This is a genomic window from Holophaga foetida DSM 6591 (genome assembly GCF_000242615.2).
Taxonomy (GTDB): Bacteria; Acidobacteriota; Holophagae; order Holophagales; family Holophagaceae; genus Holophaga; species Holophaga foetida.
In genome coordinates, this window is the sequence record NZ_KI912268.1 from 3,117,224 (window position 1) to 3,138,841 (window position 21,618).

The 21,618-nt window shown below is 64.0% G+C and carries 20 protein-coding genes; 11 read left to right on the top strand and 9 right to left on the bottom strand.

The genetic code is table 11. From position 1 onward, the window contains the following. Nucleotides 1–271 precede the first annotated feature (271 nt). Nucleotides 272–1,660 (bottom strand): IS66 family transposase, encoded by a 1,389-nt coding sequence (gene tnpC / locus HOLFODRAFT_RS0214100; RefSeq protein ID WP_005031572.1) that lies wholly within the window; start codon nucleotides 1,658–1,660, stop codon nucleotides 272–274. A gap of 349 nt (nucleotides 1,661–2,009) precedes the next feature. On the opposite strand from tnpC, the gene HOLFODRAFT_RS0214105 reads away from it, so the two are divergent. From HOLFODRAFT_RS0214105 to HOLFODRAFT_RS0214145, 9 genes are all read left to right on the top strand, one after another. After that, a complete protein-coding gene (locus HOLFODRAFT_RS0214105; protein ID WP_026939331.1) occupies nucleotides 2,010–4,604 on the top strand; it encodes a beta-glucosidase in 2,595 nt (864 codons plus the stop codon). Between the two features lie 95 nt (nucleotides 4,605–4,699). Next, nucleotides 4,700–5,113, top strand: coding sequence for a hypothetical protein (locus HOLFODRAFT_RS0214110; protein ID WP_005031576.1), 414 nt, complete (start codon nucleotides 4,700–4,702; stop codon nucleotides 5,111–5,113). Nucleotides 5,114–5,124: 11 nt separating this feature from the next. Beyond that, on the top strand, nucleotides 5,125–6,231 hold the full coding sequence (locus HOLFODRAFT_RS0214115; RefSeq protein WP_005031578.1) for a hypothetical protein: 1,107 nt from the start codon (nucleotides 5,125–5,127) through the stop codon (nucleotides 6,229–6,231). Nucleotides 6,232–6,306: 75 nt separating this feature from the next. Then, entirely contained in the window at nucleotides 6,307–6,654 is a 348-nt protein-coding gene (gene queD, locus HOLFODRAFT_RS0214120; RefSeq protein WP_005031580.1) for a 6-carboxytetrahydropterin synthase QueD, read from the top strand. Further along, on the top strand, nucleotides 6,654–7,157 hold the full coding sequence (locus tag HOLFODRAFT_RS0214125; RefSeq protein WP_005031584.1) for an LEA/WHy family protein: 504 nt from the start codon (nucleotides 6,654–6,656) through the stop codon (nucleotides 7,155–7,157). Before queD ends, HOLFODRAFT_RS0214125 begins: the two co-directional genes overlap by 1 nt. A 74-nt stretch (nucleotides 7,158–7,231) precedes the next feature. Next, nucleotides 7,232–7,807, top strand: coding sequence for a ribosome recycling factor (gene frr / locus HOLFODRAFT_RS0214130; RefSeq protein ID WP_005031586.1), 576 nt, complete (start codon nucleotides 7,232–7,234; stop codon nucleotides 7,805–7,807). Between the two features lie 27 nt (nucleotides 7,808–7,834). After that, nucleotides 7,835–8,125 carry a hypothetical protein gene (locus HOLFODRAFT_RS0214135; RefSeq protein WP_148300458.1) on the top strand — a complete coding sequence of 97 codons (291 nt, stop codon included), beginning with the start codon at nucleotides 7,835–7,837 and terminating at the stop codon, nucleotides 8,123–8,125. A gap of 12 nt (nucleotides 8,126–8,137) precedes the next feature. Beyond that, nucleotides 8,138–8,674 (top strand): bifunctional pyr operon transcriptional regulator/uracil phosphoribosyltransferase PyrR, encoded by a 537-nt coding sequence (gene pyrR, locus HOLFODRAFT_RS0214140; protein ID WP_005031590.1) that lies wholly within the window; start codon nucleotides 8,138–8,140, stop codon nucleotides 8,672–8,674. A gap of 1 nt (nucleotide 8,675) precedes the next feature. Continuing rightward, nucleotides 8,676–9,632, top strand: coding sequence for an aspartate carbamoyltransferase catalytic subunit (locus HOLFODRAFT_RS0214145; protein ID WP_005031592.1), 957 nt, complete (start codon nucleotides 8,676–8,678; stop codon nucleotides 9,630–9,632). A 3-nt stretch (nucleotides 9,633–9,635) separates the two neighbouring features. Here HOLFODRAFT_RS0214145 and HOLFODRAFT_RS0214150 read toward each other — a convergent pair whose 3' ends face one another. Next, nucleotides 9,636–10,205 carry a Uma2 family endonuclease gene (locus HOLFODRAFT_RS0214150; protein WP_005031595.1) on the bottom strand — a complete coding sequence of 190 codons (570 nt, stop codon included), beginning with the start codon at nucleotides 10,203–10,205 and terminating at the stop codon, nucleotides 9,636–9,638. A gap of 99 nt (nucleotides 10,206–10,304) precedes the next feature. Continuing rightward, nucleotides 10,305–10,475 (bottom strand): DUF362 domain-containing protein, encoded by a 171-nt coding sequence (locus tag HOLFODRAFT_RS0214155; RefSeq protein WP_005031596.1) that lies wholly within the window; start codon nucleotides 10,473–10,475, stop codon nucleotides 10,305–10,307. A 156-nt stretch (nucleotides 10,476–10,631) separates the two neighbouring features. Here HOLFODRAFT_RS0214155 and gpmI point away from each other — a divergent pair, with 156 nt between their 5' ends. Together gpmI and HOLFODRAFT_RS23395 are read left to right on the top strand one after the other, a co-directional pair. Beyond that, nucleotides 10,632–12,155, top strand: coding sequence for a 2,3-bisphosphoglycerate-independent phosphoglycerate mutase (gpmI, locus tag HOLFODRAFT_RS0214160; RefSeq protein ID WP_005031600.1), 1,524 nt, complete (start codon nucleotides 10,632–10,634; stop codon nucleotides 12,153–12,155). A gap of 93 nt (nucleotides 12,156–12,248) precedes the next feature. Then, entirely contained in the window at nucleotides 12,249–12,710 is a 462-nt protein-coding gene (locus HOLFODRAFT_RS23395) for a hypothetical protein (protein ID WP_005031602.1), read from the top strand. Between the two features lie 12 nt (nucleotides 12,711–12,722). Here the strand turns inward: HOLFODRAFT_RS23395 and HOLFODRAFT_RS0214170 are convergent, their stop codons facing one another. The 6 genes from HOLFODRAFT_RS0214170 to nuoL form a co-directional block, all read right to left on the bottom strand. Continuing rightward, nucleotides 12,723–13,946, bottom strand: a complete 1,224-nt coding sequence (locus HOLFODRAFT_RS0214170) for an MFS transporter (protein ID WP_005031603.1) — start codon at nucleotides 13,944–13,946, stop codon at nucleotides 12,723–12,725. After that, nucleotides 13,943–15,169 carry an ABC transporter permease gene (locus HOLFODRAFT_RS0214175; RefSeq protein ID WP_005031606.1) on the bottom strand — a complete coding sequence of 409 codons (1,227 nt, stop codon included), beginning with the start codon at nucleotides 15,167–15,169 and terminating at the stop codon, nucleotides 13,943–13,945. The genes HOLFODRAFT_RS0214170 and HOLFODRAFT_RS0214175 overlap by 4 nt, the downstream gene beginning before the upstream one ends. 132 nt (nucleotides 15,170–15,301) lie before the next feature. Further along, on the bottom strand, nucleotides 15,302–16,597 hold the full coding sequence (locus tag HOLFODRAFT_RS0214180) for an efflux RND transporter periplasmic adaptor subunit (protein WP_005031609.1): 1,296 nt from the start codon (nucleotides 16,595–16,597) through the stop codon (nucleotides 15,302–15,304). A 73-nt stretch (nucleotides 16,598–16,670) separates the two neighbouring features. After that, nucleotides 16,671–18,167, bottom strand: coding sequence for an NADH-quinone oxidoreductase subunit N (locus HOLFODRAFT_RS21475; protein ID WP_005031612.1), 1,497 nt, complete (start codon nucleotides 18,165–18,167; stop codon nucleotides 16,671–16,673). Continuing rightward, nucleotides 18,164–19,699, bottom strand: a complete 1,536-nt coding sequence (locus HOLFODRAFT_RS0214190) for a complex I subunit 4 family protein (protein ID WP_005031613.1) — start codon at nucleotides 19,697–19,699, stop codon at nucleotides 18,164–18,166. The genes HOLFODRAFT_RS21475 and HOLFODRAFT_RS0214190 overlap by 4 nt, the downstream gene beginning before the upstream one ends. An 8-nt stretch (nucleotides 19,700–19,707) precedes the next feature. Continuing rightward, complete coding sequence (nuoL, locus tag HOLFODRAFT_RS0214195) at nucleotides 19,708–21,612, bottom strand: NADH-quinone oxidoreductase subunit L (RefSeq protein ID WP_005031615.1); 1,905 nt, start codon at nucleotides 21,610–21,612, stop codon at nucleotides 19,708–19,710. Between the last annotated feature and the right edge of the window lie 6 nt (nucleotides 21,613–21,618).

Genomic DNA, 21,618 nt, shown 5'->3' on the forward strand with positions numbered 1-21,618 from the left:
AACCTTGTTTCCAAAGTCGATGCGCCCATATTTCATCCGGTGATCTGGTTTTCGGTTATCTGATGGATTTATCGAGATTGCTTATGCCGGTGGATGTCTGTATAAGCTGCTTTTTCTTTATAAGAGGGCGTTTGTAGTCAGAAGGTGTGGTTGGTCTATTTATGCCATTTTGGGCATTCAGCGGAGGTGTGCATGCATTTGAACCCTAACGGATCTGTAGCCGTTCAGCCCCCTCCGCATGGAGGGGGTTTCTGATTCCACGGGGACCGCATCAGGCTGTGAAATCCGGTGCGGCGATTCCGACGAGGCTGGCCTTCATGGCCTGAGTCAGCCACTCCAGCAGGTCCACGCCGCGCTTCCGGGCCGTGCCTGCCAGGGTCAGCATGCGCTCCACAAAGCGGGCGCCATGCTCGCTCTCCACCCCCAGGCTCACCTTCCGCCACAGCACCGCCTTGCGGATCGCCCTCTCGGCTTCATTGTTGGTCGGCACCACCCCTTCATGGGTCAGGTAGGTCCAGAGTCGATCCCATTGCCGGAGCAGATCGTTGGCTGTCCCCCGTGCTTTCTTGGTGGTATCGGGGTGCTTCGCCAGGATCTCGAACCGCTCCCGCATCTCCGCCTGGATCGACTGTGTCCCCTTGGCCAGTTCCTCCCGACTGATTTCCTCTTGCTCACACTGGTGCCACAGATGGAAAGCCTTGTCGCTGGCCAGCTTCAGCATGCAGCCCTGGGTTCCCGTCTCACCCTTGCTCTCCAACATCCCCTGCACGTCACGTCGAATGTGGCTGTGGCAGAGCTGGTGCTTGGCCTTGAGGAACTTCTCGTAGGGCTTCCATCGGTCGCGCTGGATGATGCCCGGGTAGTCCTCGCCGAGGATGTCCTTGGCCTGCGCTTGGCCCCGTCCTGGCAGAAGTCGGAAGGCTTCGGCCTCCGCCGTTGCGGCGACCCAGAGCCACATCCGATCCTCTCCGCAGCGACCGAACCCCGTTTCATCGGCGTGCACCACTGGGGAGGCCTTCACCTCTTCGTGGATCGCTCTGGCAGTCGGGGCCACAGCCTCGCTCACCGACTTGCAGCAGGCCGCCACGGAACCCAGGGACATCCGCACGCCAAAGACGGATCGGTGCATCACCATGATCTCCCGCTTGGTCAGCCGGAAGCGCCCCGAGAGCACCCCGGTGAGCGCCTGGAGACGGGGGCCGAAAGCACCCTTTGGGGTCCCCACCGGCGCAGCCGCGCGGGTGACATGCCCGCACCGGGGGCAAGCTTTGGACCACTGCCTCAGCTCCGTGATGAAGGCCCGGAACGCTGGCGACTCGCAGAACTGCCGGATGATGGCATCCCGCCGGGGGGCCTGCTCCAGGGATTCCCCGCAACGCTCGCAGGCCTCGGGATCGGCGTCCTTCACCTCATCCACCTCCTCGGGCGGAACCTGCTCCCGGGTCTTTCCGGCGTGACCCGGCTGACCGCCGCGCTTCCGTCCACTCGGATCTACCGGTGGCTTGCGCTTCCTACCCATGTCCGAACTGGGGGGCTTGGAGCTGTTGCCGGAGTTCTGGGTGATGCGCGCCTCCAGATCCGCCACGCGCCCCAAAAGCTGTTCCACCATTGCCTTTAGGGCCTGGTTTTCAGAGATCAGCTGACGCTCGTTCTCGCTCATTCCATGAGCATGGCCACCCTGAACGAAAAGTACAACCTAATGGCTCATATGGACTGAATTTGTAAGCGTCCATCCCCCTGCGGGGGCTGAACGCTTACACGGATCTTTATTCCAGGGCCGACGGGCCGAGTGCCGCCTGCACTTGGGGCTTGCGGGTGTCCTCTGCGGGACAGTTCTTCTGCTTACAGGCTGTGGTGGCGGTAGCGGATCCGCCGGAAGCGTGACGCCTCCCACAACTACGGTGTGCACCCCTGCGGATGGGGAAACTCAACCCTGGTTGAATCCTGCCTATACCCCTGCCTGCAGAGCGCAGTTCCTGTTGGATTCGTTCACGTCTGTTGAAGATAAGGTGGCTCTGGCTCTGGCTCTGAGCACGGACGGGGGTGATACCTCGGACGAGGGGCTTGCCGCCAAGGAATTGCTGGCCACCTATGGCCTTGAGGCATACAAGCGCAAAGACGGCCCGGCAGGCGTAGCGGACGGCAGTGGCAATGGCACGGCCTTCCCCTCCCCTGTGACCGTGGCCGCAAGCTTCGATACGACCCTTGCTGGCTCCTATGGGGCCGCCATCGGTCAGGAATTCCACGACCTTGGTTATGGCTTCGCATACGGTCCGGCCATGGACGTCCTCCGCACCTGGCACTTCGGCCGGGCGGGGGAGGGCTATGGCGAGGATCCCTTCCTGGCGGCCAGCATCGCCCGTCCCGTCGTGGATGGGATGCAGTCGCAGCACGTAGTGGCCGTGCCCAAGCACTTTGCCGCCTACACCCAGGAAGCCGGGCGGACGGGAGAGGACAACAAGCCCTCGTTCACCAGCACCTACGCCTACACGGGCAATGATGTGATCGTGTCCACCCGGGCGCTTCACGAGATCTACTTTCCTGCCTTCAAATCGGCGCTCCAGAACGGCGGCGGTGGCGGTGTCATGACCAGCTTCCCGAAGATCAACGGGGAGTGGGCCGCGGAAAACCCCTATACCCTGGGCGTTCTCAAAAACGATTGGGGCTTTGACGGCTTTGCCATACCCGACTACCCCGCCTATTTCCATCCTGTCCAATGCCTCGCAGCAGGTCTGGATGCCAAGATCAGTGCCGCTTTCCCGGTGGCGACCCAGGACACCCTGGTGCAGGCCCTTTACGAGGGTGTTGTCTCTGAAGAGCGGGTGAATGACATGATCCGTCGTCAGCTCATGCCCATCTGGCGGGTGGGGCTGGATGTGAATCCACCCACCACCAACGGGGTCGCAAACCATCAGGCGGTGGCAGTCGACGCCATCACCAAGGGGGCTGTGCTCCTGAAGAACAGCGGCGTACTGCCCCTCGTAACGAGCCAGAGCGTGGCTGTCATCGGCTCCATGGCTGGGGATGATGCCAACACGGCCACCATGCAGGCCAGGGTGAATGCCAATCTCTACGGTGCAGCCTACGTCAGGCCCGTCAATCTGGTGACCCCCTACTCGGCCATCAATGCCAAGGCCGCCAGTGCGGCATTCACCCAAGGCACCTTGGGCGTCGGGGCTCTTTCGACCCCCTTCGAAGTTGTAAGTCACTCGTGGACCCCGGCGGGTGTCCTGATGGTGGACCAAGACACTGGGCTGACCTTCGACAGTTCTCTCAAGCTCACAACGGACAGCGACGGAACGACGCCCGGTGTCACGGCCACCTATTACAACAGCCCTGACCTCTCCGGGAGCGTCCTCGGAACCCAGACGGAATACGCTCTAAGCTTCTCGGACAACTCCGGGATCGGGATTCCCCTCCCATACTCCGGCCTGGCGGGCGACCACCAGTGGTCCGTGGACTGGAGCGGCTATCTGACGCCCCAGGCTACGGGAACCTACCGCTTCTCCCTCTGCAACTCAGGCATCGTCGAGGTGTACATCGACGGGAAGATGGTGGGGAGCAGCCGTGCCGACTTCGGTTCGGTCGATTCTTTCGCAGCGGATCTGACCGAGGGAACTCCGGTCCGGATCGAGGTCAAGTACAGCCCCAGGCAGGCCCTGGACATGGGCCTAGTCCTGCCGGAAATGGCGGTCGGTCTCGGAACGAAACTGGGCACCTACCTCTCTATGGGCTTTGCCGCTCCTGGCACGGCCTTCGCAGATGCGGTCTCCGCCGCAGCTGCCAATGAGGTGGCCGTGGTTTTCGTGGGCAACCGTGAAAGCGAGGGTTCGGACCGGAACTACCTGGGCCTGCGTGGCGATCAGAATGCCCTGGTGACCGCTGTGGCCAAGGCCAACCCCAATACTGTGGTGGTTATCACCAGCGGTGGACCAGTGGCCATGCCCTGGATCAACGAGGTGGCGGCGGTGGTTCAGATGTGGTTCCCGGGAGAACATTTCGGCACCGGCGCGGCACAGCTGCTTTACGGGGACGTCAATCCCTCCGGCAAGCTCCCCATGACCTTCCCCAGGGACGCCACCCAGGGGCCCGGCACTACCCGGGCGACCTACCCCGGGCTGAATGCTGACGGCACCACCGGCACCTTCGGACGACTTGATAAGGTCAGCTACAGCGAGGAGCTCCTGGTGGGCTACCGCTGGTATGACGCCATGGAGCAGGCCCCCCTATTCCCCTTCGGGCATGGTCTCTCCTATACGACCTTTGCCTACAGCGGCGTCAGCGCCAAACGGAACAGCAATGGCAGCGTGACGGTGAACGCTACGATCCGGAACAGTGGGAGCTTGGCTGGTGCCGAAGTGGCCCAGGTCTACATCGGCTTCCCCAGCACCGCTGGTGAGCCACCCAAGGTGCTCAAGGGCTTCCAGAAGGTGACCCTGGGGGCCGGTGCCAGCAGCACCGTGTCCATCTGCATCCCGGCCGAACAGTTGAAGGTCTTCAGCGAGACCAGTGATGCCTGGACCACCGTGAAGGGTGCCTACAGCGTCTATGTCGGCTCCTCTTCCCGGGATATCCGCGGAACCGCAAGCTTCACGATTGACTAGTCTGGACTTGGAGTCTGCCTGGGCCCTCGGAGCCTTGCTCCGGGGGCCCATGTTATCCTTGATGCTTTGCAGACCAAGGAAAACCGGGGCCCTCTATGATGACCGATCCCATTGATTCGCAGGCCGAAACTCCCGAGGACGAGGCTCCAAAGCCAAAGAAGTCCGGGGTTCTGGTCCAGAAGCACAAGCCCGCTCCCGTGAGCGACATCCGGGAGAAGATTTGCGCGACCTGCGGCAAGCCCTTCCAGCTGGCGGCTGATCAGAAGTACTACGACTGTCCCGCCTGCTACCGGAAGAATCACCCTGTCCAGAAGCCCCAACGCAAGACCGGCACCCAGATCCTGATCCAGATCCAGTGCACTGCTTGTGGGGCCACGGATGTCCTGGACTACATGCCTCCTGATCCCAAGCAGGCCCTCTGTCGAAGCTGTTTTGCCGAGCAGAAGAAGCTTGAGCCGAAGCCAAAGCCGAGACCAAAGCCCCACGTCCCCTTCAAACGCTCGCGCTAGGAGTACCAGAGATGCGTCTTGCCTCCACCTTGTCCCTCATTCTGGTTTGTGGCGCTGCCTTCGCCCAGGGCCCCCGTCCCAAGGCTGTGCCAAGCGCGGACGCCCAGGCGGCCCGGCAGGCTTTCCAGCAGGTGCTGGATTCGGTGGACGGGGCCTGGTTCGGCAAGGCCTATCAGGATTGCAATGCCGTGGATATCCGTGGGCGCATGGACCTGACCCTTTCCGCCGCTGCCATCAACGCCAAGGCCAGTCAGGTCTCCCAGGGCCAGCTCAGGGGCATCGCCTCCAAGGGCGGCAAGGCCGCCCTCCAGCTTCAAGGGACCTACTTCGCCAATGGTGATTTCCGCACGGAGACGGCCGGGGACTTCGGGCATATGGTCTACACCCGGGTGGGCAGGCGGGGCTTCATCTACAGCAAGGAGCAGAACGCATACACCACGGCCGTGGACCTTCCCACCGGCGACGCGCCCCTTTCCTACATGGGCTGGTTCCGCTCCGTGATCCTGGACATCAAGGCGGCCTACGTTGACGCCTCGACCTTCAAGCCCAGTCTGGGCAAGGAGGAGAATCTGAACGGCCGCACCCTTCAGACCGCAGTCTTCTTCGCCCCCTCCGGAGCCTATGACCCCGCCAAGCGGGAACAGAACCTCAAGGAGACCTTCGGGTTCTGGAAGCGGGGACGGATGGAGATCGCCTACGACAAGGCCACGCACCTCCCCTACCGGATGAGCTTCTCCAACGAGGGCCAGGGCGTTCACACGACCATGACCTTCAACTACCAGGGGAATGGCAAGCTTGCGTCCGTCGCCATCGCCAACCGCAGCAAAGGTATGGAGGGCCCGGGTCACCTCCAGGTGGCCTACGGCGGGGATGGTCTCATGAACCACATCGCCGGGGAATTGAGCGGGAAGAGCGTTAAGTGGAACTTCGACCTGGGCCTGAGCTGGGCCAAAGGGCGGAAATCCTCCTCCATCCACAGCGCTCCCCCGGCCGGGGCCAACAAGAAGGGCGGAGATGAATTCCAGACTGCGCTGTTGGTGGGGGTGGCTTCCCAGGTCTTCGACCTCCAACGCAATGGCCTGAATCTCATGGCTCCCAAGATTTCTGCGAGCAAATAGGCCTGCGGTATCATCCAAGGGGAGGAGCATGACCTTGCTCCTCCCTTTGTTTTTCAATTATCTAATTGGTGAATCATGATTCTTCGCAAGGAATTCAGCTTCGAGGCGGGCCACTTCCTCTATAACCACCCTGCCAAGTGCCGGAACATGCACGGGCACAGCTACAGGCTCTTCGTTTCCATCGAAGGGCCCGTGGATTCCGAGACAGGCATGGTCATCGACTTCGGGGATCTGGTGCGGATCGTCCAGGGAAGCGTGATCGAGAAGCTGGACCACCACTTCTTGAACGACATCATCCCCCTCTCGACCTCCGAGAATATCTCGGTCTGGATCTGGCAGCAGCTCAAGCCGCTCCTTCCGGGCCTCTGCCAGCTGGAGCTCTTCGAGACCACCGGCAGTTGCGTGATCTACCGGGGCGAGTGATGCGCCGGGCCTGGCTGGCTGTTCCGGCGCTCCTGCTGGTGGTTTCCTGCCACCGGCCGGATCTCGCGGCCTCCTATCGCCAGGCTGCTTCGCGGCTGAGCTTCCGCCTGGAACGGGTGGAGCCCCGGCTGGACATGGCCCTGCCTCTGGACCGCTCGAAACTGGTGGTTCGCATGGTCCTGCGGGTGGACAACCCCAGTGATGTCCACTTCCATGCCCGGCGCATCGTCGGGGACCTGGGCTTTGAGGAGATGGGCCAGTTGCGCCGTGTGGGTTCGGTGGATCTCCCACAGGGGGTGGATCTGGCGCCCAGGGCCACCTCCCCCATGGTCCTGGACCTGACCTTCGCCTACGGCGATCTGCGCCGGAACTGGGCTCCCATCAGCCAAGTGGTGCATCAGGGGGACAAGGCCGTCTGGCGGCTGGAGGGCAAGGCAAGCCTGGATGCCTTCGGTATTCCGATCACGGTGCCCTTCCATACCCGCCATCAGCGGGCGCAGTGATCGGTGCGAGCTTTTCCGCCTCGGGCTATGATGGCTGTTGCGAACTTGAACTGACTTTTGCTCTGGAGTGAACCATGACTGCCCATACCGTTGATTCGATCCTGGCCGAGACCAAGAAGCGCATGAAGACCTCGATCGAGACCCTGCGTCGGGAAATGGCCACTGTCCGCACCGGGCGGGCCAATCCCAGCATCCTGGACAGCATCCACGTCGAGTACTACGGCTCCGAGATGCCCCTCACGCAGCTTGCCTCCGTGAGCGTGCCCGAGTCCTCGACCCTGGTGATCCAGCCCTTCGACAAGAGCTCCATCAAGGCCATCGAGACCGCCATCCTCAAGAGTGAGCTGGGCCTGAATCCCGCCAACGATGGCAACGTCATCCGCCTGCCCATCCCCGCCCTTACCGAGGAGCGCCGCAAGGAACTCACCAAGGTGGTCCACCGGATGGGCGAGGAGATCAAGACCGCCATCCGCAATGTCCGTCGGGACGCCAACGATGATGTGAAGAAGCTGGAGAAAGACAAGAACGCGGGGGTTTCCGAGGATGCCGCCAAGAAGACCCTCGATCAGATCCAGAAGCTCACGGACGATTTCATCAAGGAGATCGACGAGACCGTGAAGCACAAGGATGCCGAGATCCTGAAGGTCTGAAGCGAGTTCCCGGGTTATCTTAGGAGGATGGCTCCAGTTCGTCAGCGCCCCTTCCTATGGGACTGCCTTCTCCGAGGGCTGCGTTTCTGTTACCTGATGTGGGGAGGGATGCTCCTGGGCAGCCTTGCTCTCTACAGCCGGTACCGACTTCCGGAATTCCTGTGGAACTGGCCCGATCTCGCCCGCTTCCTGATGGGGCCCTGGGGACGGGGGATGCTTCTGGGCATCGGCCTGGCCATGGCTCTGGGAGCCCTTCTGGAGGTCTGGGAACTGGTGGACCGCATGCTGGTGCGCTTCCTTCACGAATCCGATCACTGATGAGGAGCTCCCATGACTGATGCCTGCCTGCTCGATGCGGAGCGTATGGAATCCCATCTCCAGCGTCTCTGCCGGGAGATTGCCGCTGCCTTCGGCACCGACCAGTCCTTGGCCCTGCTGGGGATCCGCAGTCGCGGTCTGCCCTTGGCGGAGCGCCTGGCCGTCAAGCTGGGTGCCATCCTGGGCCAGGAGGTGCCGGTGGGCGTTCTGGACATCACCCTCTACCGGGACGATCTCTCCGAGGGGGCCGGGGTTCCCCTGGTGCGCCCCACTGAGATCCCCTTCTCACTCAAGGGACGCACCGTGGTCCTGGTGGATGATGTGCTCTTCTCGGGCCGCACTATCCGCGCCGCCCTGGACGCCCTTCTGGATCACGGCCGTCCCAAGCGGGTCTGGCTGGCGGTCCTGGTGGATCGCGGGGGGCGCGAACTCCCCATCCAGGCGGATTTCCTGGGCCTGAAGCTGGATGTGGCCGACAATCAGCGGGTGTCCGTCAAGGTCCGGGAGATCGACGGAACCGATGGGGTCTTCCTGGAAACGCGAGGTTGAGATGACACAGGAACGCTACACCTTCCCCCATCGCCACCTTCTGGGCATTGAGCCCCTGGAGCCCCGGGACATCCAGATGATCCTGGACCAGGCCCAGGCTTTCGAGGAAGTCTGCGACCGTCCCGAGATCAAGATCGTCCCGGCCCTGCGCAAGCGTCTGGTGGTGAACCTCTTCTTTGAGAACAGCACCCGCACCCGCAACAGCTTCGAGATCGCGGAGAAGCGGCTTTCGGCGGAGATCATCAACTTCTACCCTGACTCCAGCTCCCTCTCGAAGGGCGAGACTCTCATCGACACGGCCATGAACCTCCAGGCCATGCGTCCGGATCTCATCGTGATGCGCCACAGCGCCGCCGGGGCTCCGGTCATGCTGGCCCAGCACATCACCAAGGCCAGCATCGTGAACGCCGGAGATGGCGCGCGGGAACACCCCACCCAGGCCCTGCTGGATGCCTACACCCTGCGCAAGCACTTCGGCCGCCTGGAGGGCCTCAAGGTGGCCATCGTGGGGGATATCCGAAACAGCCGGGTGGTGCGCTCCAACCTGTGGCTCCTGACCAAGATGGGGGCCCATGTCACCCTGGTGGGGCCACCCACCCTCCTCCCCCGGGAACTCCAGGCCACCTGGCCCGGCATCCACTGCACCAACGACTTTGATGCGATCATCCCGGAGATGGACGCCATCATGATGCTGCGATGCCAGTTCGAACGGGGCACCGGGGCCTACATCCCGGGGCAGGGCGAGTACGTCCGCTACTACCAGCTCAACGCCGCGCGGATGCGCCGGGCCAAGCCCGAGGCGGTTGTTCTCCATCCCGGCCCCATGAACCGGGGCGTGGAGATCACCTCCGAAGTGGCAGACGGCCCCAATAGCGTGATCCTGGACCAGGTCACCAACGGTGTCCCGGTGCGGATGGCCGTGCTCTACCTGCTGAACAATGCTGCGATGGAGGCTTAGGCCCTAGCCGAGTGGGACGGAAATCCGCCCGCTGAGGAGCGGCGCGAGCGATCCCCAGGTGATGCGGGCGGCCTCCTCGTAGCGCCCGTTCTGGAGGTGCAGCAGGATGCCCAGCTGCTGCTCGGGGTCCACGATCAGGTACTCGGGGACGCCTGCTGCCTCATAGGCCCACCGCTTGATGCTGTGATCCCTTGCGGCGGTGCTCGGGCTCAGGATCTCCACAACCAGATCCGGAGCGCCTTCGACCCCCCGCTGCGTGATCTTCGCGGGATCGCAGACCACTACCAGATCCGGGACCACGACCCCCGTGGGCAGAAAGACGTCGATGGGTGCGGCGATGACCTGGCAGCTCCCGCCGCCGCAACGCTTCCTGTCCTCCCTCAGGGCCAAGTTGAGGTCCGTCACCAGTTCGGTCGCCACCCGCTGGTGTTCTGGGTTGGGGGAGGGCGTCATGTTGTAGGCTACGCCATCGAGGAGCTCCCACCGGCCTTCCCAGGTCTGCCAGTCGTCGAGGGTGTATCCGGTCTGTCTGGGCTGCGGGAGGTTCACCGGGAACTCCTTCGAGGCGATCACGGCCCTATCCTGACACCCCTTGGAACCCCATGGAAGGTGCCGTGCCCAAAAAGAAAGGACCCGGTCGCCCGGGTCCTTTTCTTCTGAAACGCTCCTGCCTTAGGCGGGGGAGATGGCGCTGGTGGGGCAGACGCTGACGCAGGCGCCGCAATCGACACAGGTGTCGGCGTTGATGACGTAGGCAGAAGGTCCCTCGGTGATGGCCTCGACGGGGCACTCGGAAGCGCAAGCGCCGCAGGAAACACAGGCGTCGGAAATCTGGTGAGCCATGACATACCTCAGAAATAATAGGTGGCCCCAGTGGGGCGAGGTGGTGGTTGCTGGTTCTTCCGGGATGGAGGAACCCAATCCTGGTGCCCGATAGAATATCCTGGTTTTTGCGCGGCGTCATGCGCGGTTGAAACGCGTCATACCAGAGAGGTGTCCATGATCCCAGGCCCCATCACGCTTCTCATCCTGGATGGATTCGGGGATGGCCCCAGGAATGCCTTCGATGCGCCTTACGTGGCGGGGATGCCTCACTTCAACGACCTGCGCCGCCGCTACGCCGCCACCCAGCTCCTCACCAGCGGCGAGGCCGTGGGCCTCCCCGAGGGCCAGTTCGGCAACTCCGAGGTCGGCCACATGAACCTGGGGGCCGGTCGGGTGGTCTGGCAGGAGCTGACCCGCATCGACGCGGCCATCAAAAAGGGCAGCTTCCGAGAGAACGAGGCCATGGCCTACCTCCTGCGGAATCTCAAGACCACCGGGGGGCGGCTCCATCTCATGGGTCTGGTGTCCGATGGTGGCGTTCACAGCCACCAGAACCACTTGGTTGCCCTGGCCCAGTGGGCCCAGGCCGAGGGGGTCCCCACCACCATCCATGCCTACCTGGACGGTCGGGATACGGAGCAGAAGAGCGCCGATGGCTACCTCCAGTGGCTCGGCTTCCAGCTCCGGAACTGCCCCCTGGTGAAGATCGGCTCCCTCTGCGGCCGCTACGTGGCCATGGACCGGGACAACCGCTGGGAGCGGGTTGAGCGCGCATGGAAGATGCTGGTGGACGGCGTGGCCGAGTACGAAGCCGACGATGCCCTGGCGGGGATCAACGCCGCCTACGAACGGGGCGAGACCGACGAGTTCGTGGGCCCCACCCGGCTTCCGGATTTCCATCCCATCCAGGACGGGGACGGGGTCATCTTCTTCAACTTCCGGGCCGATCGCGCCCGCCAGCTCTGCCACGCCCTGGTCCACCCCGACTTCGTGGGGTTCCAGCCCGCGCACCGGCCCAAGGTCAAGCTTGTGACCTTCACCCAGTACGACCGGGAGCTGGAGCCCTACGTTGCGGTGGCCTATCCCCCCCAGAATCTCACCAACATCCTGGGCGAGGTGGTGGCGCAGCGTGGCCTCAAGCAGCTCCGCACTGCTGAGACCGAGAAGTATGCCCATGTGACCTACTTCTTCAGCGGGGGCCGGGAAGAGACTTTCGCGGGCGAGGATCGGATCCTGGTGCCCTCGCCGAAGGTCGCGACCTACGATCTCCAGCCGGAGATGAGCGCCCATCTGGTGACCCGTGGCCTGGTGCAGGCTATCAAGGAGGGGCAGCACCAGCTCCTGGTCTGCAACCTCGCCAACCCCGATATGGTGGGGCATACCGGCGACCTGGGCGCCGCCACCAGTGCCTGCGCCGTGGTGGACGACGCCGTCCGCCAGATCGCACAGGCTGTTCTGGAGCGGAAGGGCGCCCTCTTCATCACCGCCGACCACGGGAACTGCGAGTGCATGCGGGACGAGAAGGGAAACCCCCACACCGCCCATACCCTCAGCCCCGTGCCTGCCGTGCTCGTCGCCGAAGGCTTCGAGGCGCGCCAGCTCCGATCTGGGGGTGCCCTTTGCGACGTGGCGCCCACACTGCTCAAACTCATGGGCATCGAGCAGCCGGTGGAGATGGAGGGCGTGAGCCTCTTCTGAGGGGAGCGGCAGACCTTGAGGCCTGGGCCATCGTAATGGCGGGGAATTTGCCTGTTCCTGGCCTTGGTCTGCATTGGTTGCCCAGGAGCCCCCATGAGCGTCAATTCGGTTGATTCGAACAGCATCTCGAGCATTGGCAATCTCCTCCTCCAGCAACTGCTGGCTGAAGAGGGAAGCTCGCAGAGCGCAAGCGGCCTCTCCGGTGTCCTCGGGGATGTTGTCTCCATCTCCTCGACGGCACAGGAGCTTGCCCAGGCTCCTGATTCCGTGACCGAAGCCATGGCCGACCTCTTTTCCGGGCAGGAGGATGTCGCGGGGGATATCACCGAACTGACAAGCTACTTCCAGGATAATCCCCAGAGTCTGGTCAATGTCCTGAGCAGCCTGAAGAGTGGAACCAGCACTTACAACGCGTCGGGCATCCTCGCCAGCAGCTCGGATCACAAGTCCCTGCTCTCCGCCCTTCTTTCAGCCCAAAGCCAGAATTCTCTGCTCGATTTTCTTGGTGATTCGGGGAGCGGGTCCAGTTCCAGCACCCTCTCGCTCTTTGGTTAGGCATTTACTGCCCTACTTTGCGTCCATCCGGTCCAGCTTCCTGAGCTCCGGCACCAGTTTCGCTGTGGCCGCCACCACCCCCAGGGTCATGAATCCCCCGAAGATGACGCTGGGCACCAGGCCCATGAGCTTGGCGACGAGGCCGGATTCGAAGGCGCCCAGTTCGTTGCTGGAGCCGATGAAGAAGCTGTTCACGGCCGATACCCGGCCCATCATGCCCTGTGGTGTGAAGCTCTGCACCAGGGTGGCCCGCAGGACCACGCTCACGTTATCGAAGGCGCCGGAGAGCGCCAGGATGGCCAGGGAAAGGGCGAAGCTCCGGGAGAGGGCGAAGGCGATCCAGCAGGCCCCGAAGGCGGCCACGAACCACAGGAGGGTGCGTCCCGCCCGTCGCATGGGAGGGAGGAAGGCCAGGGCCAGGCTCATGGCGACGGAGCCCACCGCTGGCGCTGCGCGAAGGATGCCGAGGCCCTCAGGACCGGTTCTGAGGATGTCAGAGGCGAAGACCGGCAGGAGTGCCACGGCACCGCCGAAGAGCACAGCGAAGAGATCCAGGGAAAGGGCCCCCAGGATGAGCTTCCGTTCAAAGACGAAATGCAGGCCCTCCGAAAGGCTCTGGAACAAGGTTCCGGTCGCAGGGGTATGGCGGGGCCTGGGCTTCAGTCGCATCAGGAACGCGAAGCCCAGGACCATCAGGCAGGCCTCCACTCCATAGGCCAGGCCAGCGCTGCCGAAACCGAAGAGCAGACCCCCCAGGGCGGGGCCGAGCACCATGGCCAGATGGCCCAGGGAACTGCGCCAGGTGGCGGCGTTCTGATAGGCCTCCCGGGGGATCAGTTCCGTCCCCAGGGCTTGGGAGGCGGGGCGATAGAAGGCGCGTCCCAGACCCGCGAGGGCCTGGATCGCATAGAAGGGCAGGGCGCTGGCCGGGGCTCCCAGGTTGTAAGCGAAGAGCAGGACGGCGCAGAGCAGCAGCAGGGCCGTGGCCCCCAGGGAGAGCCCTCGGCGGTCCCTGCGGTCGGCGGCGTAGCCCCCCACCAGGGTGAGACACAGGAAGGGGATGGCCTCGGACAGCCCCACCAAGCCCAGGGAAAGGGGGTCGTGGGTGATGGCATAGACCTGCCAACCCATGACGACGGTCTGGATCTGAGTTGCCATGAAGACAGCCGTTGTGCCAAGCAGGAAGCAGCGGAATTCGGCGTATCGGAGGGACTGGAAGGGGTCGTGGCGGCTCACTCGTATCTCAATGCATCGATCACATCCAGCTTGGCCGCTTTCAGCGCCGGAAGGAAGCCCGCCAGGATGCCAACCACTGCACTGAAGCCCAGTCCGAGGGCGATGGCCCAGGGCATGGCCACGGCGGGCAGGGGGGTGAAGGACTTCATGATCCAGATGGCCACCAGGGCCATGACGATGCCCAGAACGCCCCCCAGGATGGAGAGCACGACGGCTTCGGTGAGGAACTGCCAGAGCACCTTCCGGCGGGTGGCCCCGAGGGCGCGGCGGATACCGATCTCCCGGGTGCGTTCGGTGACGCTCACCAGCATGATGTTGGAGATGCCGATGCCCCCCACCACCAGGGAGATCCCGGCGGACATGGCCAGGAACAGGGTCAGCACCCCGGCCTGCTGCTCCTGCATCTTGATCCAGTCGTCCTGCTTGCGGAACTGAAAGGGGGTCTCGTCCTTGGGGCCGAGGCGCAGGTGCTGGCGCAGCAGGGCGGTGATCTCGGCCTCGGCCTCGTCCCCCTTGCCCTCCCGGGCGCTGACGGTGATGTTCTGGATGCGGTCCCGGCCCATGATCTTGCGCATGACGGTGGTGTAGGGGGCCACCAGGGTGTCGTCCTGGTCCCCCATGAGGCTGGCTCCCTTCTTTTCGAAGACGCCGATGACCTCGAAGGGCATCTTGCCGATGCGGATCGTCTGGCCTACGGGCTCCTCCCCGTTGGGGAAGAGGTTGTCCGCTACGGTCTGCCCCAGGACGCAGACCTTGGCCTGGCCCTTGACCTCGCCCTCCGTGAAGAAGCGGCCCAGCCGGACATCCCACCCCCGGATGCGGGGGAAGTGAACATTGGAACCCTGGACATTGGTGACGTAGTTGTTGTTCTGGTACACCACGGGTCGGCTGGTGCGCACCATGGGGCTGGCCGCCACCACGCTGCCGTCTCCCAACTCGTTCATGATGAGCTGGGCGTCGTCGTCCCGGAGGACCTCCACGCTGCCCTGGCTCATGGGGCCCATGCTGCTCTTGCCTCCCGCCCCGTTGAAGATCGTGAGCATGTTGGAGCCCATGTTCTCGATGATGGCCACGGAGGCGCGCTTGGACCCCTCACCGATGCCGATCATGGCGATGACCGAGCCCACGCCGATGATGATGCCCAGCATGGTCAGGAAGGCCCGGGTCTTGTTCCGGGTGATGGCAAATAGGGCGAGCTTGATGAACTCGTAGAATCCGGTCATGGTTGCGCTCCTAGTGTGGTGTCCCGTTGAAATGCGAACCATTGAAAGCGGCTCTGACACCACACTTGGCGGGGGTTTGGGGGCACGGCAGTGCCCCCAAGGGGGTGGTCCCAGTTATTCAGGGCCACCACACTAGCGCCGCGGCATGCCGCCGGGAGTCCCCCCCAGGGGGGAGGCGGAGCTGGAGGCCTTCTTGGTGTCCTCAACCCCGGTGAGGATGGACATCCCCTCGGAGAGGTTGTCTCCGGAGATCTCGGTGAACTGGCCATCGCTCACCCCTGCCTGCACGGGCACAGCCTTGGGCTTGCCGTTCTCCAGGATCCAGATCCGATCCTCTCGCTTGGCGACGATGCCCTTGGCGGTGGGGCCACGGCTGCCGCCCTGGGACGCCTTCTCGCCCTTCTTGCCCTCTTCGGTCTTCAGGAAAGCGTTCGGATTGAAGCGCAGCGCCACCGCGGGAACCCGAAGAACCTGCTCTCGGCGGCTGGTGACGATACTGACATTGGCTGTCATACCGGGCATCAGGGCCAGATCCCCCTGGTAGACCTGCCCCCCGGAGGGGACATAGCGGGCGGTGCCGGGGCCGGTCTCGGTCCTGGAGGGCTGGGAGGCCTTGGGCTCGTTGGTGACCTCCATGACCACCTTGTAGGTCACCACGTTCTGGTTCGTGATGGGTTCCAGGCGCACCTCGCTGACGGAGCCCTTGAACTGCTTCTCCGGGAAGCTGTCCACGGTGAAGAAGGCCCTCTGGCCCACCATCACCAGGCCGATGTCGGCTTCGTCGATGGAGGCCTCCACCTTCATCCGGGAGAGGTCCTGGGCGATGGTGAAGAGGTTGGGGGTGCTGAAGCTCGCGGCCACGGTCTGGCCCACATCCACGGAGCGGGCCACCACCACGCCGTTCACCGGGGCCTGGATGGTGCAGTAGCCAAGGTTGATCCGGGCCTTGGAGAGGGCCGCCCGGGCGGATTCCAGGCTTCCGGAGGCGGTCTTCATGGCCATTTCCTTGGCCTCCAGATCCGATTCCGCCACGAGTTGGAGAGAGGCCAAGCGCTTGTTCCGGTTGAAGTCGGCCTTGGCGTTGTCATAGGTGGCCTGGGCCCGCTGGAGGGCGGCCTCCGCGTCCCGCAATTGGGTCTCCCACACGGTGGGATCGATTCGGGCGATGATCTGGCCCTTCTTCACCAGACTGTTGTAGTCGGCATAGAGGTCCGTGACCACGCCCGAGACCTGGGTGCCCACGGGTACCTGGACGAGGGCGTTGATGGTGCCCGTGGCGCTGATGCGCTGGGTGATGTCCCCCCGATCCACCGAGGCGGTGCGCCACTTGATCTCCTCGGCAGGCTTGCGCAGGGCCCAGGCCATGCCGGCTCCCGCCAGGACCACCACCACAGCCGCTCCGATCCAGGTGTTCCGCTTCAACGCCATGCCAAGCTCCCACAGGCCCCAGAACGGAGCATTACACAAGGTAGAGACGGACCAGGATGGCGGATGGTTGAGCTCATCTCAGCAGGTTCAGGCCTTCCTGCACCGCCCGCTGGGCAAAGACCGAGCTGAGGAAGCCCGGGAAGATGCCGATGAGCATCACCAGGACCCCGCAGACCAGGACGGTGCCGCTGGCCAGGGAGGCCACGAGGGGTGGATGCTCGGAGGCCTCCCGTTCCGCGGAGGGCAGGGGCTTTTCCAGGAAGAGGGCCACCACCACCCGCAGGTAGTAGGCCACGGACACCAGGCTCGCCAGGACCCCCAGCACCGCCAGGCCGACATGGCCCTGGGCGATCAGCTCCCGGAAGATCATGTACTTGCCGTAGAAGCCACCCGTGGGCGGGATGCCCGCCAGGCTGAACATGCAGATCACGGCGGCGAAACCCAGTTCCGGGCGCTTCCAGCCCAGGCCGCGGAGATCCTCGTAGGTGGTGCGGCCCCCAGCCAGCCCGAAGGCGGTCAGGAGGCCGAAGGCCCCCATGTTCATGGCCAGGTAGCTCACCAGGTAGAAGCCCATGCCGATGAAGGCCTGGGAGGTGCCCGCCACCATGCCCAGCAGGAGGTAGCCTGCGTGGCTGATGCTGGAGTAGGCGAGCATCCGCTTGACATTGGTCTGGGTCAGAGCCGTGAGGTTGCCCAGGATCAGGGTCAGGGCTGCCACGAGGATCAGGGCTGCCTGGACCTTTCCCTGGAGGATGCCTTCCTGGCGCACGAGGGCCGCCGGGAAGATGCGAATCAGGGCGAAGAGGGCCGCCCCCTTGGTAGCCACCGACATGAATCCGGCAATGGGATGGGGGGCCGATTCGTAGACATCCGGTGTCCACTGGTGGAAGGGCACGGCGCTGATCTTGAAGAGAAATCCAAGGAGGAGCAGGACCACGCCGATGAGCACCATCGGGTCGCCCCCCAGCTTCGGCATGAGCGGGATCATGGCCGCGGCATCCAGGGTCCCTGTCATGCCGTATAGGAGCACCGTTCCCATGAGGAAGCAGCTGGAAGCCACGGCGCCCGTAATGAAGTACTTCACGCCACCTTCCAGGGCTTCATGTCGCTGGCGAAGGGTGCTCGTCAACGCGTAGAGAGGGATGGAGAGCAGCTCCAGACCCAGGAAGAGCAACATCAGGTTGGTGCTGGAACAGAAGAGAATCATACCCGTCACTGAGAACAACAGGAGTGACAGGGCCTCGCCCTTCACCCATCCCTCCTGGTGGAGGTGGTCCCAGAGCTGGAGCACCGCCAGGGCTGCCGTGATGAGGATGAAGATGGTGGCGAACTGGGCCAGACGGTCCATGCGCAGTGGGCCGAAGCTTGGCTGGGCGCCCTTCCCCCAGAGGGAGGTGACGTAGAAGAAGCAGCCCATCAGGGCGAAGAGGGCGATGAAGAACATGGCGGCCCGGATCCACTTCTGGGTGTTCTGATCCTTGTCGATGGCCGCCAGGGGAAGGAGGCAGCCCGCCACCCCGGGGATCAGCAGAGCCATGATGGCGGAAATCTGGTCGGGGGTCAGTCTCATCGGGCCACCTCCGCCATCTTGGCTGGTGCATCGGGCTGGAAGGGCGCCATCAGTTCGGCCACCGGGCGCTCCGAAATGGCCGTGAAGGTCTGGGGATGCAGACCCATCCAGAAGATCAGGACCACGATGGGTACCATCACTGCGATCTCCCGGCCATTGAGATCCTGCGTCAGATGGGCCGTGCCGCTATGTTCATCGGTATTCGCCGCTCCCCAGAAGGCCCGCTTGACCATCCACAGCATGTAGACCGCGCCCAGGAGCACCCCCAGGGCGGCGATGCAGGCCAGGGCCCTTCCCCAGCCGAAGGCGGAGGTGTAGGTGCCATTGAGGATCCAGAACTCGCCCACGAACCCGTTGGTGAGGGGCAGGCCGATACTGCTGAGGGTCACCACCATGAAGAAGAAGGTGAAGACGGGCATCCGGGTGGCGATGCCGCCGAAGTCCGAGATCATGCGGGTGTGGGCCCGGTCGTAGAGCATGCCCACCAGGAGGAAGAGGGCTCCGGTGGAGACGCCGTGGTTGAGCATCTGGAGCATGGCACCCTGGGTGCCGATGATCGTCAGGCTGGCCATCCCCAGCATCACGAAGCCCATGTGGCTCACGGAACTGTAGGCCACCAGCTTCTTGATGTCCTTCTGGGCCATGGCCACCAGGGCCCCGTAAATGATGGCGATGACCGCCAGGATGGCCATGGGCTTGGCGTAGTGGAGGGTTGCGCCCGGGAAGATCGGCAGGGCGAAGCGCAGGAATCCGTATGTGCCCAGCTTGAGGAGCACGCCCGCCAGGATTACGGAACCCATGGTGGGGGCCTCAGTGTGGGCGTCCGGCAGCCAGGTGTGGAAGGGGAAGAGGGGAACCTTGATGGCGAAGGCCAGGGCGAAGGCCAGGAAGAGGATGCCCTGGATGCCCGTTGAAAGCGTCAGGGCCGTCTGGGCCATGAGGGCCGGGGCAAAGCTTCCGGACTTGCCCGCGAGGTAGAGCAGGGCCACCAGCCAAAGCAGGGAGCCTGCCAGGGTGTAGAGCATGAACTTGAGGGAGGCGTAGCGCCGTTCCTCCCCGCCCCAGAGGGCGATGAGGAAGTACATGGGCAGGAGCATGGCCTCCCAGAAAAGATAGAAGAGGAAGAGATCCTGGGCCAGGAGGGCTCCCAGCATCCCTGTCTCCAGCATCAGGAAGAGGGCCGTGGCCAGTCCAGAGCGCTCCTTCAGGCTGGCCCAGGTACCCAGGAGGGTCAGGGGGGTCAGGAAGGTGGTGAGGAGCACCAGCCAGAAGTTGAGGCCATCCAGGGCCAGATGGTAGTCCACCGGGATGTTGACCAGGGTCATCCAGGGGAGGTTCTCCACGTAGGAGTGTCCCCCCATGCGCAGGAAGTGCACCAGGCTGATTACGAAGACGCCGAGGCTTCCAAGGAATCCCAGCAGCTTGGCCATGGGAGCCTGCTTCTGCGGGAGGCAGAGGAGGATCAGGCCCAGCACCAGCGGGGCGAAAACCAGAAAGGTGAGAAGGTGGGTGTTTATCCAGGTGCTGATCATGGCGCCCCCTACTTGAAGAAGATCCAGAGGATCGCCAGAGCCCCCAGGACCATGCCCAGGGTGTAGTTGCGGACGCGGCCGGTCTGGAAGAGGGCCAGGAATTCCCCGCCCAGTCGCGCCAGGGCGGCCGGGAGGTTCACTCCGATGCCGTCCACGATGATCACATCACCCACCTGCCAGAGAAGGCGCCCCAGACCCCGCACCGGGGCCAGGATGCCGCGCTCGATGCCTTCATCCACATAGTATTTGTTCAGCAGGATGCGGTGCAGCGTGGGGAAGCGGGCCGCCCGGGACTCCGCCAGGGCCGTTCCCGAGCGGTAGCTCAGGAAGCCGAAGAGGCCGAAGCCCAGGCCCAGGACCGTGGAGATGCAGGCCAGGAGGATGGCTGGGCCCTCGTGGTGGCCTTCGTGGGCGTGGAGCTGCCCGAAGCTGAGGGAGGGCTCCAGGAAGCGCCCGATGGCGAAGTGACCCCCGAAGGCCTCGGGAACACCCAGATAGCCCACCACGACGCTTCCCACCGCCAGGATCACCAGGGGCAGGGTCATGGTCCAGGGGCTTTCGTGGGCGTGCTCATAGGCGTGGGGATCCCGGGGCTCGCCCCAGAAGGTGAGGGCCATGAGGCGCCACATGTAGAAGCTGGTGCAGCAGGCTGCGGCCACGCCGATCACCCAGAGGGCCGGGTGCCTGAGGTAGGCCAGGTAGAGGATCTCGTCCTTGCTGAAGAAGCCCGAGAAGCCCGGGAAGCCCATGATGGCCAGGGTGGCCAGGAGCATGGTCCAGAAGGTGATGGGCAGCTTGGCGCGGAGCCCGCCCATCCTGAAGAGGTCCTGTTCGTGATGCATGGCCATGATCACGCTGCCCGCCCCCAGGAAGAGGAGGGCCTTGAACCAGGCGTGGGTGAAGACGTGGAAGAAGCCCGCCGCGAAGCCCCCGGCGCCGAGGGCCATGACCATGTAGCCCAGCTGGGAGACCGTGGAATAGGCCAGGACCTTCTTGATGTCCCGCTGCACCAGGCCGATGGTGGCGGCGAAGAGGGCCGTGATGCCGCCCACCCAGGCGATGACGCTCAGGGTGATGGGGGCCAGTTGGAAGAGGGGCGCCAGGCGGCACACCATGAAGATGCCCGCCGTGACCATGGTGGCGGCGTGGATGAGGGCGCTGACGGGGGTGGGGCCCGCCATGGCGTCCGGGAGCCAGATGTAGAGCGGGACCTGGGCGCTCTTGCCGCAGGCGCCCACGAAGAGCATGAGGGTGGCGAAGCTGAGGATGCCGAAGCCCACCTCGGGGCTCAGATGCCCCACCTTGGTCAGCAGCTCAGCGATGGTCAGGGTGCCGAAGTGGGCGAAGAGGGCCATCATCCCGATGAGCACGCCCAGGTCGCCTACCCGGTTGGTGAGGAAGGCCTTGAGGCCCGCCGCCGGGGCGTAGTCCGTCTCGAAGTAGTAGCCGATCAGGAGGTAGGAACAGAGGCCCACGCCCTCCCAGCCCACGAAGAGCAGGGGCAGGCTGTTGCCCAGCACCAGGCAGAGCATGAAGAAGATGAAGAGGTTCAGGTAAGCGAAGTACCGGGCGAAGCCCTCTTCTTCCCACATGTAGCCCACGGAGTAGAGGTGGATCAGGGCACCGATGCCCGTCACCACCAGGGCCATGAGGGAGGACAGGGGATCGAAGACCAGGCCCATGGGGACCGAGAGATTCCCGGTGCTCATCCAGGTGAAGGAGCAGGAGGCCAGGCGGTGGTCCGGGGCGCTTCCCGCCAGGACGAAGGCCCTGAGGGTGAAGGCGAAGGCCAGCAGCACCACGCCGACACCGATGACGGAAACGGCGATCCTGCCGAGCTTCCTGCCCAGGAGCCCGATGATGGCGGCTCCGAAGAGGGGGAGGAGGGGAATGAGCCAAGTGGTCATATGCATCAGTCC

Bases quoted from the DNA above. Each gene is read 5' to 3' on its own strand.
- HOLFODRAFT_RS0214125 (WP_005031584.1), top strand. From the start codon at position 6,654: ATGCGCCGGGCCTGGCTGGCTGTTCCGGCGCTCCTGCTGGTGGTTTCC.
- HOLFODRAFT_RS0214110 (WP_005031576.1), top strand. From the start codon at position 4,700: ATGATGACCGATCCCATTGATTCGCAGGCCGAAACTCCCGAGGACGAG.
- nuoL (WP_005031615.1), bottom strand. From the start codon at position 21,612: ATGCATATGACCACTTGGCTCATTCCCCTCCTCCCCCTCTTCGGAGCC.
- tnpC (WP_005031572.1), bottom strand. From the start codon at position 1,660: ATGAGCGAGAACGAGCGTCAGCTGATCTCTGAAAACCAGGCCCTAAAG.
- HOLFODRAFT_RS0214180 (WP_005031609.1), bottom strand. From the start codon at position 16,597: ATGGCGTTGAAGCGGAACACCTGGATCGGAGCGGCTGTGGTGGTGGTC.
- HOLFODRAFT_RS0214190 (WP_005031613.1), bottom strand. From the start codon at position 19,699: ATGATCAGCACCTGGATAAACACCCACCTTCTCACCTTTCTGGTTTTC.
- HOLFODRAFT_RS23395 (WP_005031602.1), top strand. From the start codon at position 12,249: ATGAGCGTCAATTCGGTTGATTCGAACAGCATCTCGAGCATTGGCAAT.
- HOLFODRAFT_RS0214115 (WP_005031578.1), top strand. From the start codon at position 5,125: ATGCGTCTTGCCTCCACCTTGTCCCTCATTCTGGTTTGTGGCGCTGCC.
- gpmI (WP_005031600.1), top strand. From the start codon at position 10,632: ATGATCCCAGGCCCCATCACGCTTCTCATCCTGGATGGATTCGGGGAT.
- HOLFODRAFT_RS21475 (WP_005031612.1), bottom strand. From the start codon at position 18,167: ATGAGACTGACCCCCGACCAGATTTCCGCCATCATGGCTCTGCTGATC.
- pyrR (WP_005031590.1), top strand. From the start codon at position 8,138: ATGACTGATGCCTGCCTGCTCGATGCGGAGCGTATGGAATCCCATCTC.
- frr (WP_005031586.1), top strand. From the start codon at position 7,232: ATGACTGCCCATACCGTTGATTCGATCCTGGCCGAGACCAAGAAGCGC.
- HOLFODRAFT_RS0214135 (WP_148300458.1), top strand. From the start codon at position 7,835: ATGGCTCCAGTTCGTCAGCGCCCCTTCCTATGGGACTGCCTTCTCCGA.
- HOLFODRAFT_RS0214155 (WP_005031596.1), bottom strand. From the start codon at position 10,475: ATGGCTCACCAGATTTCCGACGCCTGTGTTTCCTGCGGCGCTTGCGCT.
- HOLFODRAFT_RS0214145 (WP_005031592.1), top strand. From the start codon at position 8,676: ATGACACAGGAACGCTACACCTTCCCCCATCGCCACCTTCTGGGCATT.
- HOLFODRAFT_RS0214175 (WP_005031606.1), bottom strand. From the start codon at position 15,169: ATGACCGGATTCTACGAGTTCATCAAGCTCGCCCTATTTGCCATCACC.
- queD (WP_005031580.1), top strand. From the start codon at position 6,307: ATGATTCTTCGCAAGGAATTCAGCTTCGAGGCGGGCCACTTCCTCTAT.